The sequence below is a fragment of the Streptomyces sp. CG4 genome (assembly GCF_041080655.1).
Classification (GTDB): domain Bacteria; phylum Actinomycetota; class Actinomycetes; order Streptomycetales; family Streptomycetaceae; genus Streptomyces.
Map to the genome: position 1 here is coordinate 9,514,899 of NZ_CP163525.1, position 14,566 is coordinate 9,529,464.

At 69.3% G+C, this 14,566-nt stretch carries 12 protein-coding genes; 4 read left to right on the forward strand and 8 right to left on the reverse strand.

Translation table 11 applies throughout. The features are described from left to right. Nucleotides 1–380: 380 nt before the first annotated feature. The gene (locus AB5L52_RS43875) at nt 381–2,186 is read left to right on the forward strand and encodes a ricin-type beta-trefoil lectin domain protein (RefSeq protein WP_369368615.1); all 1,806 of its coding nucleotides are present in this window, start codon (nt 381–383) and stop codon (nt 2,184–2,186) included. A gap of 466 nt (nt 2,187–2,652) precedes the next feature. Here the strand turns inward: AB5L52_RS43875 and AB5L52_RS43880 are convergent, their stop codons facing one another. The 7 genes from AB5L52_RS43880 to AB5L52_RS43910 are packed head-to-tail and all read right to left on the reverse strand — an operon-like array spanning nt 2,653 to nt 9,520. After that, nucleotides 2,653–3,489, reverse strand: a complete 837-nt coding sequence (locus AB5L52_RS43880) for a ketose-bisphosphate aldolase (RefSeq protein ID WP_369368616.1) — start codon at nt 3,487–3,489, stop codon at nt 2,653–2,655. Continuing rightward, entirely contained in the window at nt 3,470–4,390 is a 921-nt protein-coding gene (locus AB5L52_RS43885) for a 1-phosphofructokinase family hexose kinase (protein ID WP_369368617.1), read from the reverse strand. The genes AB5L52_RS43880 and AB5L52_RS43885 overlap by 20 nt, the downstream gene beginning before the upstream one ends. Before the next feature lie 8 nt (nt 4,391–4,398). After that, nucleotides 4,399–5,385, reverse strand: a complete 987-nt coding sequence (locus tag AB5L52_RS43890; RefSeq protein ID WP_369368618.1) for an ROK family protein — start codon at nt 5,383–5,385, stop codon at nt 4,399–4,401. Further along, nucleotides 5,378–6,328, reverse strand: a complete 951-nt coding sequence (locus tag AB5L52_RS43895; protein ID WP_351579344.1) for a sugar isomerase — start codon at nt 6,326–6,328, stop codon at nt 5,378–5,380. The genes AB5L52_RS43890 and AB5L52_RS43895 overlap by 8 nt, the downstream gene beginning before the upstream one ends. Nucleotides 6,329–6,380: 52 nt before the next feature. After that, entirely contained in the window at nt 6,381–7,283 is a 903-nt protein-coding gene (locus tag AB5L52_RS43900; RefSeq protein ID WP_369368619.1) for a carbohydrate ABC transporter permease, read from the reverse strand. Next, entirely contained in the window at nt 7,283–8,215 is a 933-nt protein-coding gene (locus AB5L52_RS43905) for a carbohydrate ABC transporter permease (RefSeq protein WP_369368620.1), read from the reverse strand. Before AB5L52_RS43905 ends, AB5L52_RS43900 begins: the two co-directional genes overlap by 1 nt. 39 nt (nt 8,216–8,254) lie before the next feature. Further along, nucleotides 8,255–9,520, reverse strand: a complete 1,266-nt coding sequence (locus AB5L52_RS43910; RefSeq protein WP_369368621.1) for an extracellular solute-binding protein — start codon at nt 9,518–9,520, stop codon at nt 8,255–8,257. 582 nt (nt 9,521–10,102) lie between these two features. Here AB5L52_RS43910 and AB5L52_RS43915 point away from each other — a divergent pair. The 3 genes from AB5L52_RS43915 to AB5L52_RS43925 all read left to right on the forward strand — a co-directional run bounded on the left by AB5L52_RS43915 (nt 10,103) and on the right by AB5L52_RS43925 (nt 13,860). Further along, complete coding sequence (locus AB5L52_RS43915; protein WP_369368622.1) at nt 10,103–11,497, forward strand: hypothetical protein; 1,395 nt, start codon at nt 10,103–10,105, stop codon at nt 11,495–11,497. 158 nt (nt 11,498–11,655) lie between these two features. Beyond that, entirely contained in the window at nt 11,656–12,426 is a 771-nt protein-coding gene (locus AB5L52_RS43920; RefSeq protein WP_369368623.1) for a helix-turn-helix domain-containing protein, read from the forward strand. 306 nt (nt 12,427–12,732) lie between these two features. After that, a complete protein-coding gene (locus AB5L52_RS43925) occupies nt 12,733–13,860 on the forward strand; it encodes a hypothetical protein (protein WP_369368624.1) in 1,128 nt (375 codons plus the stop codon). Between the two features lie 303 nt (nt 13,861–14,163). Here the strand turns inward: AB5L52_RS43925 and AB5L52_RS43930 are convergent, their stop codons facing one another. Then, on the reverse strand, nt 14,164–14,481 hold the full coding sequence (locus AB5L52_RS43930; protein ID WP_369368625.1) for a winged helix-turn-helix domain-containing protein: 318 nt from the start codon (nt 14,479–14,481) through the stop codon (nt 14,164–14,166). Between the last annotated feature and the right edge of the window lie 85 nt (nt 14,482–14,566).

A 14,566-nucleotide genomic window follows, 5' to 3' on the forward strand; every position in this document is an offset into this window, starting at 1 on the left:
ACCTCGGACCACCTGGCGTCCGTCTGGACTCATGTGCCGAGCACGGCCACCGCCGCGCTGAGTATAGGCCGGACTTCGGACGAAGGCCGCCCAAGATCCACGCTGTGGGTACATGTGTTGCTGCAAGCCAACGCGATGCCATTCGATCTCGTACCCCAAAGATGCTCGACCGGTCCAGTCCTCGTCGCCTCCCCTGCAGGCCCCACGACCTCACCCCTGCACAGTCAGCGAGAGGCTTGTGTGCCAGCGACAGGGTCGGACAATTTCCCGGTGCAAAGCCCTTGACTCCCCCCTCGCCAACCGCCATCGTTTGCTCAAAATTGCTCACTCAGCATCTATATAGAGCAGTTTCTTTCACTTCCTCGTGCTCGGAGCATCGTATGAGATGGCATCAACGACTGTTCGGCCTCGGATCCGCAGTCCTGCTCACCGCCGCCGGACTGGCGGGCGCCACCCCCGGACAGGCGGTGGCGGACACCGTGGCCGCGAACACCAACGCCCCGATCGGCGCCAAGCCGATGATGGGATTCAACAACTGGGCCCGATTCGGCTGCACCGCTCAGGCCCGGTTGGACGGGACGCGGGAGGGCTACTCATTCCAGCAGTTCATGCAGGACCAGGCCAAGGCCATGAAGGACACCGGCCTGGTCGCTGCCGGCTACACCAACCTGACCGTGGACGACTGCTGGATGCAGCGCAACAGTGCCGGCTACCTGCACGGCGCCGCCCACTGGGGCGGCACCACCCAGCCCGGGTTCGACTCGGAGCTGACCGACTACGCCTCCCACGTGCACAGCCTCGGCATGGAAGCCGGCCTCTACAGCACCTCCGGTGTGAACACCTGCCAGGGCGTGCCCGGCGGCGTCATGGGGCACGAGCAGTCGGACGCCAACTCCCTGGCGCACTGGGGCATTGACTCGCTCAAGCTCGACAACTGCGGGACCACCGGGAGTAACCGTCAGCAGGAGTTCACCACCATGGCGAACGCACTCGGCACGGCCACCTCCTCCAACTCCCGCAAGATCCTGTTCAACGAGTCGGCTCCCGCCGGCTCGGGCCCCGAGTCCAGCACCAAGTACAGCGTGATGGACTGGGTGCGCGGACTCGGCCAGATGTGGAGGGTCAGCCCTGACATCGCCGTCTGGCACGACAGCAAGCCGATGAAGTCCGCCTGGGACTGGCCGCACGTGCACGACTATTACGAAGGCGGTGTCCTGCAGAACTTCACCGACACCGTCGCGCTGGCCCGCTACAACGGCCCGGGAAACCACAACGACGCCGACATGCTGCTGATCGGTGACAACAACCAGCTCTCCCTCGCCGAGCAGCGCAGCCAGTTCGCCCTCTGGTCGGCCATGGGCTCCCCGCTCATGATCAGCACCGACGTGCGCAAGATGGCTGCCGACCCGGTCACCTACGCTCCGCAGCTGAACATCCTCAAGAACGCCGACATCATCGCAGTCGACCAGGACACCACGGCCGGCGGGTACCTCGCCTCCCGGCAGGGCGCGACCGACTCCTCCGGCGTCGACGTCGTCGTCAAGCCGCTGGCCGATGGTTCGCGCGCCGTGGTCGTCCTCAACAAGAACTCCACCGCCACCACCTACACCCTCGACCTGGCCCGCGTCGGCTTCGCCAACCTCGCCTGTACTCGCACCGCCAAGGACCTCTGGACCGGCACGACGAGCTCCGTGACCGGCTCCATCACCGCCACCATCGGCTCCCACGACAACGCGATGTACACCATCGCCCCCGGAAGTTGCGGTGCGGCCGTCCCGGTCGGCCAGATCCAGGCCGCCCAGCCCGGCTTCCAACAGTTCGCCTACTGCCTCGACGCCCATCAAGGCGCCGGCAACGGCGCCACCGTGGGTCTCTACTCCTGCACCGGCAACAACAACCAGCAGTGGCAACGCCGTGGCGACGGCCTGATCGCCTCCCTCGGCGACAGCAGCCTGTGCGTCTCCGGCGAGAGCACCGGCCTCAAACTCTCCCCCTGCAACAGCGGTGACCCCAAGCAGATCTGGACCTACAACCGCGCCGGTCAGCTCCAGGCCAACGGCCTGTGCGCCGACATCTCCGGTGGCGCCCTGAATGATGCCAACGCCACCGTCAGCACCTACCATTGCGGCGACCACCAGCCCAACCAGACCTGGAGCGCCCCCTTCAGTACCCCGCCCGCTCCGTGACACCCGTGTGGGCCTACCGCAGCATTGCCCAACCAGCCCAACCAGCCCAACCAGGCCGTCGCCCTCGGCGGCAATCGCAGGGAACACCGCTTCCTGCTCGACGCGTTGGGTGTCGGCTTTGCTGCGGAGGTCCATCGCGCGGTAGGCGTGCCGCTCCGTGAGTGCCTTCTGAGTGCCTCCAGGCCCGGGATCACCTGGTCATTGGCGGCCCGGTCGGGGCGGCTCGGCAGCCTTCACAGCCCGTCCAGCAGTCAGTGCCCCGACAGGCAACATTCGCCCCGTCGCGACGCCCGGCGCACACTCGTGCCGCACCGGCCGAAAGCCCGCGCCGCAAAGCCGACAGGCCCGTGGAGGCCATGACCGACTACCTCACCCGCAGCCTGGATCGCCGGCTGAGTCAGGCGCCGAAGTCCTGAACCGCTGCCGGCAGCAGTCAGCGGCCGACGGCGGTTCAGGACTTCGGCGCTCAGTGGCCGGCAAGCACGCCCAGCAGTCTCGCGACCTCCGCCGCGACGGCGTCCCGGGCCGGGCCGAGGTACTTGCGCGGGTCCGCGACCTGCGGCGCCGCGGTCAGCCGTGCGCGCACCTCCCCGGTGAAGATCTTGTTCAGGTGGGTCGAGATGTTCACCTTGGTCATGCCGGCCGCGACGGCTTTGGCGAGATCCTCGTCGCTCACGCCCGAGGAGCCGTGCAGCACCAGTGGCAGGTCGATGGCCTGGCGCAGGCGGGCGATGAGGCCGAAGTCGAGGGCTGCGTCGCGGGTCAGCATCGCGTGCGAACTGCCGACGGCCACCGCCAGCGCGTCCACGCCGGTCGCCGCTACGAACGCCTGTGCCTCCCTGGGATCGGTGCGGACCCCGGGCGTGTGCGCACCGTCCTTCCCGCCCACCTCGCCCAGCTCGGCCTCCACCCACACACCCGCCTCGTGGCAGTGCGCGGCGACTTTCCGGGTGGCCGCCAGGTTCTCCTCGTAGGGCAGCTTCGATGCGTCGAACATCACGGACGTGAAGCCCAGTTCGACCGCTTCGTGCACGAGGGCTTCCGACTCCGCGTGGTCGAGGTGGACGGAGACGGGCACACCCGACCGGCGTGCCAAGGCAAGCGACGCGAGACCGAGGGGTGTGAGTCCTCTGTGGTACTTCGCGGTGTTCTCGCTGATCTGCAGCACCACCGGCAGACCGGCGTGTTCGGCCCCTGCCAGGATGGCCTCTGCGTGCTCGATCTGTACGACGTTGAACGCGCCGACGCCCGAGCATCCGGCGCGTGCGGGGCCGATGATGTGGTCAGTGGGCACGAGGGGCATGGGTTCTCTCCACGGAGACGGTGGTGCGGAATTCCTCGTAGACGGCCTTGTCGACCTGTCCGGCCGTCGGGCAGGCGACCGCGGCGGCCGACAGGGCCACCGCCTCCGCCAGGATCTGCTGCCAGGGCGTCCCGTAGTGCAGTCCGGCGGCCAGGGCGGCGACGCAGGCGTCCCCGGCACCCGTCGGGTTGCCGGACACCGGGCGCGGGGGAGCGGCCTGCCAAGTTCCCCGCGGAGTGGCCACGTACAAGCCCTCGGTTCCCCGCGAGGCGACGACGGTGCGGGCGCCCAGGCGGCGCAGTGACTCCGCTGCGGCGGCCACGTCCTGCTCGCCGGTGGCCTCGGTGAGTTCCGCCGCGTTCGGCTTGATCAGGGTGGGGCCGGCGGGGAGCGCCGCCAGGAGCGCCGAGCCACTGGTGTCCAGCACGGTCGCGGTCCCGGCCTGGCTGCTCAGGCGCACGAGCGTGGCATAGGCGTCTGCCGGCAGTCCCGGCGGCAGACTCCCGGACAGGACGACCACGGTCGCCTCGCGCGCCAGCTCGGCGAACCGGGCGGTGAATCCCGCCCAAACGGCGGGACCGACCTCCGCGCCGGGAGTGTTGAAGACGGTGGCGTCGCCCTCGGCGCGCGACACGATGGTGACTGTGCGACGTGATTCGCTCCACATGGGTACCAGTTCGTCGCGCAGGCCTGCCCTCCGCAGCCCGTCCTGGATCAGTTCGCCGGTGGCGCCCCCCATGAGTCCGGTGACGACCGTCGGCACGTCGAGCGCGGCCAGCACGGAGGACACGTTGATGCCTTTGCCGCCGGCGCGCTCGTAGTAGGTGCGCACCCGGTGGGAAGAGTGCGGTACCAGCGCGTCGACGACATAGGTGATGTCCAGTGCCGCGTTCAGAGTCACGGTGAGGATCACGGTGCCATGGCCTCCGATCGCTGTCCCGCCCGGCCGGAGACGGCGGACGGTTCGTGGCCGACGGCCTGCCATGCGAGGAGGCCGGCGCCCAGGCAGCCGGCCCGGTCGCCCAGCTCGGCAGGGACCACCGAGGGTCGGAGCTGGAACGTCAGGCGCTGCTCCAGGTGTGTCCGCAGGGGGGCCAGCAGCAGGTTCCCGGCCTCGGCCAGGCCTCCGCCGACGACGATCCGTTCGGGGGCGAGGACCGTGCTGACCACGGCGAGAGCAGAGGCGAGCGCCTGAACGGCCTCGTCCCACACGGCCACCGCCACCGGGTCCCGCCGCGTGACCCGCTCCGCCACCCCGGCGGCCCCGTGGACGTGGTGCCCGGTGCGCTCGGTGTACGCGGCCGCGATCGCCGCGGCGGAGGCGACGGTCTCCAGACAGCCCCGTGAACCGCACGCGCAGGGGCGGCCTTTCGGATCGACGACGACATGGCCGAGCTCGCCCGCGTGACCAAGGCCTCGCAGCGGCCGGCCGTCGCAGACGATGGCGGCGGCGATGCCGGTGCCGACCGGTACGAACAGGAAGTCCGTGATCCCGCGCGCGGCGCCCACCCGGTACTCGGAGAGCCCCCCGGCCCGCACGTCATGGCCCAGGACGACCGGCAGCCCCAGGGCCTCGGTGAGGTGCTGTGCCAGCGGCAGGTTCGACCAGCCGAGGTTGGCGGCGTGCACGGCGAGACCGGCGGTCTCGTCGACGATGCCGGGTACGGCGGCCGCCGCCTGCCGGACAGCGCGGCCGAGGGCCGTCGCGCGGTCCGCGAGCCCGGACAACGCGGCGGTGATCGCGGCCACCACGGCGTCGGGACCGGCGTGCCGAGGCGTCGGGCGGTGCAGGGCGGCCAGCGGTGTGAGGGTACGATCCAGCACCGCGCCCTTCATGGTCGTGCCGCCGACGTCGAGTGCGATCACGCAGCCGGCCGGAACCGGCCGGTCAGTCATCGTCGTCCTTCAGGATCACGGAGCGGCTGAGGTTGCGGGGACGGTCCGGGTTCATGCCCCGCGCCTGGGCGATGAGCACGGCGAGGCGCTGTGCGCGTACAAGGTCCGCCAGCGGATCGATGTCGCCCGCCGCGTCGCCGGAGCGCGCGACGAACGTGCCGCCCACGTGCTCCACGTCCTCCGCCAGCCCCTTGGGTACCGGGCCGAACACCCAGGTGGCGCGGCCGGGACCGGTGATGCTGATCGGTCCGTGCCGGTACTCCATTGCGGGGTAGGACTCGGTCCAGGCGCCCGCCGCCTCCCGCATCTTCAGCGCGGCCTCCAGGGCCAGACCATAGGTCCAGCCGGCGCCGAGGAACGTGAACTGCGCACCGCGGGTCAGCTCCTCACCCAACGGTTCGGCGAGTGCCGTCTCCGCGTCGGCAATCGCGTCGGCAACCGGCCGTACGCCCACCGACAGGGCGCCCTCCGCCTCCAGATGAGCCCGCAGCAGCACCAGCGCGCTCGTGGCGAACCGGGTCTGGACGACCGACTCCTCGTCCGCGTAGTCCAGGACGGAGACGGCGTCGGCGACGTTCAGTACCGGCGTGGCCGGGTCCGCGGTCAGCGCACAGGTCGCCACGTTGCCCTTCAGCGCGCCGAGCACCTCCAGGACCTCGGTCGTCGTGCCGGACCTGGTGATCGCCAGGACCCGGTCGTACGAGCGGTGGCCGGGGAACTCCGAGGCGGCGAAGGCGTCGGTCTCGCCGTGCCCTCCCGATTCCCGCAACCGCGCGTAGGCGTGAGCCATGAACCACGAGGTGCCGCAGCCGATGACCGCGACGCGTTCACCACGACGGGGCAGTCCCTGCGAGAGGGAGACGCCCGCTGCGGCTGCCTGCCGCCAGACGTCCGGTTGCGAGGCGATCTCGGCCGAGGTGAGGGAGGTGTCCTGGACAGACATGTGAAGGGTCTCCTTGGGAGGTGCGGATGGGCGCCACCGGCGGACCGGCGGGCTACTTGACGGACCCGGCCGTCAGGCCTGAGACCACCTTGCGCTCGATGAAGGCGAAGAGGACGACGACGGGCACGATGGCGATCACCGAGCCGGCGAAGAGGTAGTTCCACTGCACGGTGTAGTTGCCGATGAAGCTGTTGATGCCGACGGTGAGCGGCTGGCTCTCCTGCACGGTCGACAAGGTCAGACCCATCACGAACTCGTTCCAGGCCGCGATGAATGTGAAGATCATCGCGGTCACCACGCCGGGCAGGGCAAGTGGCAGGGTGATCCGGACCAGCGCGCCGACGCGGCTCAGCCCGTCGATCATCGCGGACTCCTCCAGCGCCACCGGGATGGAGCCGATGTAGGCGGTCAGGATCCAGATGGCGAACGCCAGGTTGAAGGCGGCGTTGCACAGGATCAGCGTCCACACCGAGTTGAGCATGTCCAGCTGGTAGAACTCGCGGTAGAGGCCGACCAGCAGGGACGTCGGCTGGAACATCTGGGTGACCAGGACCAGCAGCAGGAACAGCCTGCGTCCGCGGTAGCGCATACGGGCCGTGTAGTACGCGGCCGGCAGGGCGACCAGCAGAACCAGCAGGGTGGAGCCGGCTGCGACGAGCAGGGTCACCCGCAGGTTCGCGCCGAGGTTGGAGTCGTGCCAGACGTCGATGAAGTTGGCCCACTCGAAGTGGTGGGGCAGGTACGACGGATCCCGCAGCTCGTCGGCCGGACGCAGCGCGGTGATCACCATCTCGGCGTAGGGAAGCAGGAAGACGACGGCGAGCAGCCAGGCGACGGCCGCGACGAGGACGGTCCGCGGACGCGGTCCGCGACGGGGCGGGGTTGCGTGAGGGGTGTGCGCAGGCCGGTGCGCGGCGGTGGCGCGGACGTCAGGGGCAGCGGTCTGCTGGGCCATCAGCTCTCCTCCTCGTTCCAGCGGCTGGCTTTGAGGAACGCGACCACCATGATCACGACCAGGGCGAAGTTGACGACGGACATCGCCGCGGACTCGCCGATGTCGGAGTCCTTCAACTGGTACATGAAGACGGTGGTGGTGGCCGTGTCGCTGCCCGGACCGCCGTGGGTCATGCTCCAGATGACGGGGAAGGAGTTGAAGACGTTGATCAGGTTGATCACCACGCCCACGAGGAAGGCCGGCCGCAGCAGAGGCAGGGTGATCCGCCAGTAGGTCTGCCAGGTGCCGCTGCCGTCCACACGGCTCGCCTCGTACACCTCCTCCGGCACGGTCTGCAGACCGGCCAGCAACGTGTACGTGGTGAACGGGAGGGAGACGAAGACCGCGACGGACACCATCCACGGCCAGGCCGTACCCGGCTCGCCGAGCCAGTCCTTCGGCCCGTCGATCAGGCCCAGGTCGGTCATGGCGGTGTTGAGGACGCCGGCGGTCTGGTTCAGCATCCACTTGAAACCGATGGCCGTCATGACCACCGATGCGGCCCACGGGGCGATCAGCGCCCAGCGGGTGACGCGTCGGCCCGGGAACTTCTGGTGGAACAGCTGCGCCAGTGCCAGCGACAGCACCATCGTCAGCGCGACCACGGCGAGGGTCCAGATGACGGTGGCGAGGAGTACGGAGGGGAGTGAGGACTCGTCGAACAGCTTGCGGTACTTGTCGAGTCCGGCCGAGCCCCGGGTGAAGCCGCTGATGCTGATGCGCAGGAACGAGGTCCGCACCATCTCGACGACGGGCCAGACGACGACCAGCAGGATGAGCAGCACGGCGGGGCCGATCCAGGGCAGCGGTCCGAGCCGGGCGAACCCCGAGCGCCGGGAGGTTCGGGCGCTTCGGGCCGCGCGGACCGGCGAGGTGGACGAGTGGATGGACACAAGGACCCTCCGGTGTCTGCGGTGGGGTGGGCGAGCCGACTACTTCTGGTCGGCGACCGTGGCCTCGGCCGACTTCTGCAGGTCGCCCAGGACCTTGGCGGAGTCACCGCTGACGGCGGTGCCGCCGTTCTTCTTGATGTCCGCGGAGACGGCGTCCCAGGTGGTGTCGCCCAGCGGGTAGAAGACGGCGTTCGGCAGCAGGTTGAAGAAGGGCTGCAGGTCCTTGTGCTTGCCGTTGCCCTGCATCTCGTCGAGCGTGTCCTGGGTGACCGGCATCAGGTTGTAGGTCTCGTCGAACTTCAGCGTGTTCTCCTTGGAGTACGCGAAGTCGAGGAACTTCTTGATCTGTTCCTTGTGGCCGTTGTCCTTGAACGCCATCATCCAGTCCGCCACACCGAGCGTGGACCGCAGGACGCCGTCCCTGCCCGGAATGGGTGCCACCCCGTAGTCGACCTTGCCGTCCTTGGCCATCTGGATCAGCGAAGGGTGGCCGTTGAGCATGGCGGCCTTGCCTGCCGCGAAGTCGGCGAAGGCGGTCTTGCGGTCGGTGGTGGCCGGGTGGGCGTAGGTGAGGCCGGGGCCGACGAGGTTGGACTTGAGCCACTTGAAGGTGTCGACGTTCTGCGGGCTGTCCAGGGTGTACTTCCCGGTCACGTCGGTGTATCCGCCGCCGTTGCCCAGCTCCCAGATCAGGCCCTCGCCCTGAGCCTCCTCGGGGCCGAGCGGGAGCGCGTACGGGGTGACACCGGGGACCTTCGCCTTGATCTTCTGGGCGTCCGCGGTGAGCTCGGACCAGGTCTTGGGCGCCTGGTCGATTCCTGCCTGCTTGAAGAGAGCCTTGTTGTAGAACAGGGCACGGGCGGAGGAGACGAAGGGGATGCCGTACTGGACGCCCTTGACCTCGCCCGCCTTGGCGAAGCCAGGGATGAGGTTGCTACGGGTCTTGACCGACAGCACGTCCTCCGCGGGGTACAGCAGGTCGTCGGCGACCTTGTCGGCGTATCCGCCCGTCTGCAGGATGTCGGGCACGTCGCCGCTCTGGATCATGGTCTTGACCTGGGCGTCGATGTCATTCCAGTTGATGACCTGGACATCGACTTTGATCTTGGGGTTCGCGGCTGTGAATCTCTTGGCCACGTCCCTCCAGTAGAGGGATGAACTGTTGGACGCCTTGTCGCCGTAATCCGCCGCGACGAGCTTCAGTGTCACCTCCCCGTTTCCCGATCCGCTGCCCCCACCGCACGCGGAGAGGGTGAGCGCGCCCGCCACGCAGGCACCGGACAGTGCGAGTACGCGTCTGTTCATGACATGGACCGCCTTCTTCACGAACCGGGAGTGGCCCTGCTGCAGGACTCATGCACGGCACGGTGACGCATGAACAGCCCAGGTGTCAATAGTTGCTCAGTTCTCCCGGCTTTCGCTCAGAAATACGCACTCTGCGTGGCGTGACGCCGGTAGTAGACCAGGTAGGCGGGGTTTCGCCGTGCACGCTCCGCAGCTCATCAGCTCCCGGTGGGCCGGCTCGTAGGCGTGGCACTTGGCGGTCACATGGAACGCGACAGGCCTGGTCACGCCGCAGTAGTGCGACCGGCTGTCCTGGCTGCTGCCGGCCGTCCTCGCTCTGCTGGACGTGACCGTCTGCAAAGATTGTCGAGCCCGCCATGCCCCGCGGCCGGGCCCAACGTGCCGCACTTCCCTTGAACATCGGAAGAGTCCTGACCAGCACCAAGGCTTGACATACCTAGATAATCGTCGCAGACGGTGGGCATGCTCCGGCAGCCGGAGACCACCGCAGAGTCCATGGAGTGTCACAACCCGCAAGCCCCTCAGGGCGTGCGGTCGCTCGTGCCTCCGCTTCCGACGCCGTTCTCCCCCACAGGACAGGCCATGAGCAAAACCGATCCCCGCACTCCGAACGACCGGCTGCGCGAGCTGATCCGCGAGGCGGACTGGACCTACGAGGCGCTGGCTCGCGCCGTCAACACCCTCGGGGCTTCATCCGGGCTCCGGCTGAGCTACGACCGGACGACCGTCGCCCACTGGGTCCGGGGCGCCTGCCCCCGGCCGCCTGTCCCTGAGCTGGCCGCGGAGGCGTTCTCGCGCAAGCTCGGCCGTACCGTCACCGTCGAGGACGCCGGACTCGCGCCCTCAGGCGCGTCGGGAGCCGCGCTGCCGGGAGCGTCCGATCCCACGGCGAGCCTCGGAGAACTCCGAAAGGCTCATCTCGACCCCGTGCTCAGGGAGTCGATGCGCCGGACACTCCTGGCCGAGGACTGGCCGTCGACGGACTGGGCGGACGACGGCGGCGCGGGCGGCACCTGCCTTCGCGGTCCGGTGCACCGGCCGCCCACCGCAGGCCCGTCCTGGCGGATCGGGGCGAGTGAGGTCGATGCCCTGGAAGCCATGGGCCGGTTCTACCACGAGGTCTGGGACGCGTTCGGCGGCGGCCACGGCACCAGCGCGCTTGCCGCCTGCCTCGCGGACGACGTCGCCGTCTGGCTGCGTTCCCCCATGGCCGACGGCGTTCGTACGGCCCTGATGTCCAGGGCCGCGGAACTGACGCTGCGGCTGGCGCTGATGCACTTCGAGAACGGCCACTACGGTTTCGCCCAGCGCTACGTGGGCATCGCGGCGCAGCTGGCCCGAGACGCGGACGACCGGACGATGTATGTCACGATACTGGCCAGGGCGGCCACGCTGGCGCTCGACCTGGGCCAGTACCGCAAGGCGGCGCACCTGGCCGACTCGGCCCAGGCCCTGCTCACCGCCTGTGCTCCGGACACGGTCTCCTTCGCACAGGGCGAGTTCGCGATGGCGTATGCGGCCGTCGACGATGTGCGCGCCGCCCATCGCTGCCTGGATGCGACCCAGCAGAACCTGTCCCGCTGCACCATCTCCGAGTGGCAGCTGGCCGTGTACCACTGGCAACGGGCTCAGGTCCTCGCCTTTCACCACCGCCCCGGCAAGTTGCTGCCGCTGCTGCGCACATCACTGCGGCACGTCCCGCCGACGGACCGCCGCTTCCGCGCCGTCCTCATGCTGAGCATGGCCCATGCCCAGCTCCGGCTGGGGCGCCTGGAGGAAGCATGTGCCACGCTCAGGCGGGTCCTCACCGAGTTCTCCCTGCTCCGCAGCGCCGACATGGCGGGCGGACTGCAGGAGTTGCTGCGCCAGGTCGGCGCCTTCGGCCGCGCCAGGCCGGCCATCGATCTGCTGGAGCAGACGCGGGGCCTGCTGCCGCAGGGCCCGGCGTCGGCACGCCCGCGCCCCTACGGCCATTGAGGCGGTCCTGCCTTCGCTGAGGCGCACCCGGACGTTCAACACATTCAACACAGCGTGTCCCGGGACCGCTGGCACTGCCTCCCGAGGCCTGAGGTAATGGCACCACCCCATGACCGGCCACACCAGGGAGCCCCCCACTGTTCCCACGCCCTGTCCCCATGCCCCACGTCACCCGCCCGTCGAAGGGCCCCGAAGACGCAACCCTCCATCCGTCGGCACCGCGCTCCGGCGGTGAGTTGTGCGCTGCCCGGCAACGGCTGTTCGCGGCCCTCACCAGTGAAGAAACGTTCCAGCGAAGCGATCTGGAACACCTCGCAACCGCCGCCCGCTGGCCGCTGCCCCAGTCCGTGCAGGCGGTCGTCTCCCGCGACGTCCGTGCGAGCATCCATGTCCCGAACGGCTGTCGCGTGTTGCGGCAGGTGTCCGTGGACCGGGTACGTGTGCTCGTCGCCGAATCCGAAGCCGAATCCGGCCCCGGCCCCGGCCGCAACGCGGCCACCGCACTCGGCCCCGCCTTCTACGGCTCCCCTGCCGTCGTCGGCCCGAACGTCCCCCTCCCACTCGCCGGAACGTCGCTGCGCTGGGCGGAGCATGTGCTGACGGAGCTGGGACGGACAGCGCAAGGTGTCCATCACGCCGCGGACCATCCGGCCGGCTGGATCCTCGCGCACAACCGGAAGGTGGCAGAATCACTCGCCGCGGCCCTGCTGAAACCGCTGGACGTGTGCACTCCGCTGCGCCGGGAGCAGTTGGAGGCCACGCTGCTGGCATGGCTCCAGTGGCGTGCCGCGCCGGAGGTCGCCCGGGCACTGAAGGTCCACCCGCAGACGGTGCGCTACCGCATGCGCCGACTGCGTGCCCTGCTCGGGCCGGCCCTGTCCGATCCGGACACCTGCCTCGCACTGGAACTGGCTCTGCGCAGCCGCTGATTCTGGCAGCCGCCGCGATGACCGCCCTATGACACATTCGTCGCGACCGGTATCCCCATTGAAGGCTGATGTGCCGAACGGCCGTCGGCGCTTTGCTCCCTGCCTCGGAACCCATCTTCGAAGCCGGACGGGACGCAGTGAAGCCGCGACGAAGGTCCGGGGGATCGCCCGCCGGGCCGAGAAGACCCGGCCAGGCCTTCAAGAGTCCCGTTTCTTGTCGCACTTGGAGCAGCCACTGCGGTGACTCCGCTCCGTCGGACACCATCAATCAGATCGGGCCGTGTACGTTTCCTCCGGAGAGCAGCCATGACCACTGCCACCCCCCGCCCGCCGTCCAGCGTCCAACTCCCCGGCGATCACGTCCTGTTGCGAGCGGTCGACCTGGACCGGATCCCTTGGTTCGAGGCCGTCCGTCACCGCCATGCCACCGCCGTCCACGCGTACGCACTGACCTGCGTTGCCCAGCCCGAGCTGGCAAGATACCTATCGGCGCACGCCTTCTCACGACTGCGCGATCAGGTGTCCAGAGGGTCGCGCGCCGCGACCGGCCTGCAGGGCACATGCCTGCGAGTGGAACTGCTGACCTCGGTGCGCCGCGCGGCCGTCGAGATCGATCCCCACCAGCTGTCTTCCGGATTCCGCATGTGGGTGTCGTACGGCGCGCTGTGGCCCTTGGACGACGACTGCGGACTCGTGCAGTCCTACCAGCGGCTGCCCGCCGTCGACCGGTGCCTCCTCTGGCACACGCAGGTCGAATACGAATCTCCGGACGTGGTGGCCGACGTGACCGGGCTGTCCCGTGCCCAGCTGCCCAACCGGTGCCGATCCGCGCTGGCGGCGTTGCGCCGGGCCCAGGCCGCACTCCATCTGCAGCAGGGCGGCCACACCGACTGCCTGCTGCACGGAGAGGACATCCTGATCTCCGCCTACCTGCCGGTGCACGGCGACGCCCACGCCCACCTGCGCAATTGCGCCACCTGCCGAACCGTACGCACCCGGCTGAACCTCCTTCGGTCCAGCCTGGCCAACGAGTTGCCCCGGCGGCTGCTGGGATGGTGGCCGGGTGAGGCATATCGCGGGTACAAGAACTCCCTGTCCGGCACAGCGGATACGAGGCCAGGAACCAGCGGAGGCACCCTGCCGGGCGCTCCTCGACAGGAACCGCTGAAGCCCGTACCGCGCCACAGCACCGGGGCCGACGGGCTCTACGGCCCCGGCCAGGCACAAGCGAACTGGCCCGGGTGGCCAACCGCAACGTGGCGTGAGCGGCCCCCCACCGCACGGCGCACCCTTGCGGTGACTTTGCTCATGGCCACCGCCGCCGACGCAGTGCTCGAGTGGCCCCCCGCAGTACGGCGCGCCCTTGCAGTGATCTTGCTTGTGGCCACCGCCGCCGGTGCCGTGCTCGAAGTGCGGCCTTCCGGCTGCTACTGAGGCTTTCGGATCGGGGCGACGTCATGTCTGGGCTGGGATGAGTCCGGTCTCGGCGATGAAGCCGTCGAGCAGGCCGGGCTGGTACTGCATGTGTTTGATACCTTGCAGCAGCGGTGGATCAGCATCTGGAAGACGAACCGGGTGCGCCGGCCCGGCCTGCCGCACACCAGGCCGGCGAGAGAGATACGTCCTGACCCTCCGGCCCGGACTGTGAGGCGGGACGTGCGGCCGCGCGCCTTACGGCGGGCGGAGCACCTGCCCCGCCTCGTCGGCGAAGCACAGCCACGCATCCTGGGTCCTCCCTCACCGTCTTTCCACGCGGGGACAGGTTTCCCCGATCCAGGTCGCCACGGCACCTTCGTCGCGCTCGGCGGCCCGGCGCAAGCGGACCTGTGCCGTGAAGCCCATTGGGTGCAGGACGCGCCAGTTCTGCGCCGGGCTGAAGCCCACGTGGAAGCGCCGCGCGATCACCGTGGCCACCCGGGCCAGGGTCCAGCGTTGGTCCTCCACCCAGCCGTGCGCGGCCGATCCCGCCCCATCGGGATACGGCATGACACCGGGAAACATCCACCAGCGTGCCAACCTCGAACCAGTCTTTCCAGAGGTCTCCGCCGCCGTCATGCAGCTTTCCGACCGCACCGCGCTCGACGGCGCGAACTCGTCGTGTGGGAAGTGGACGCCTCGCGTTCGAGTGCCTGCAGGGCTG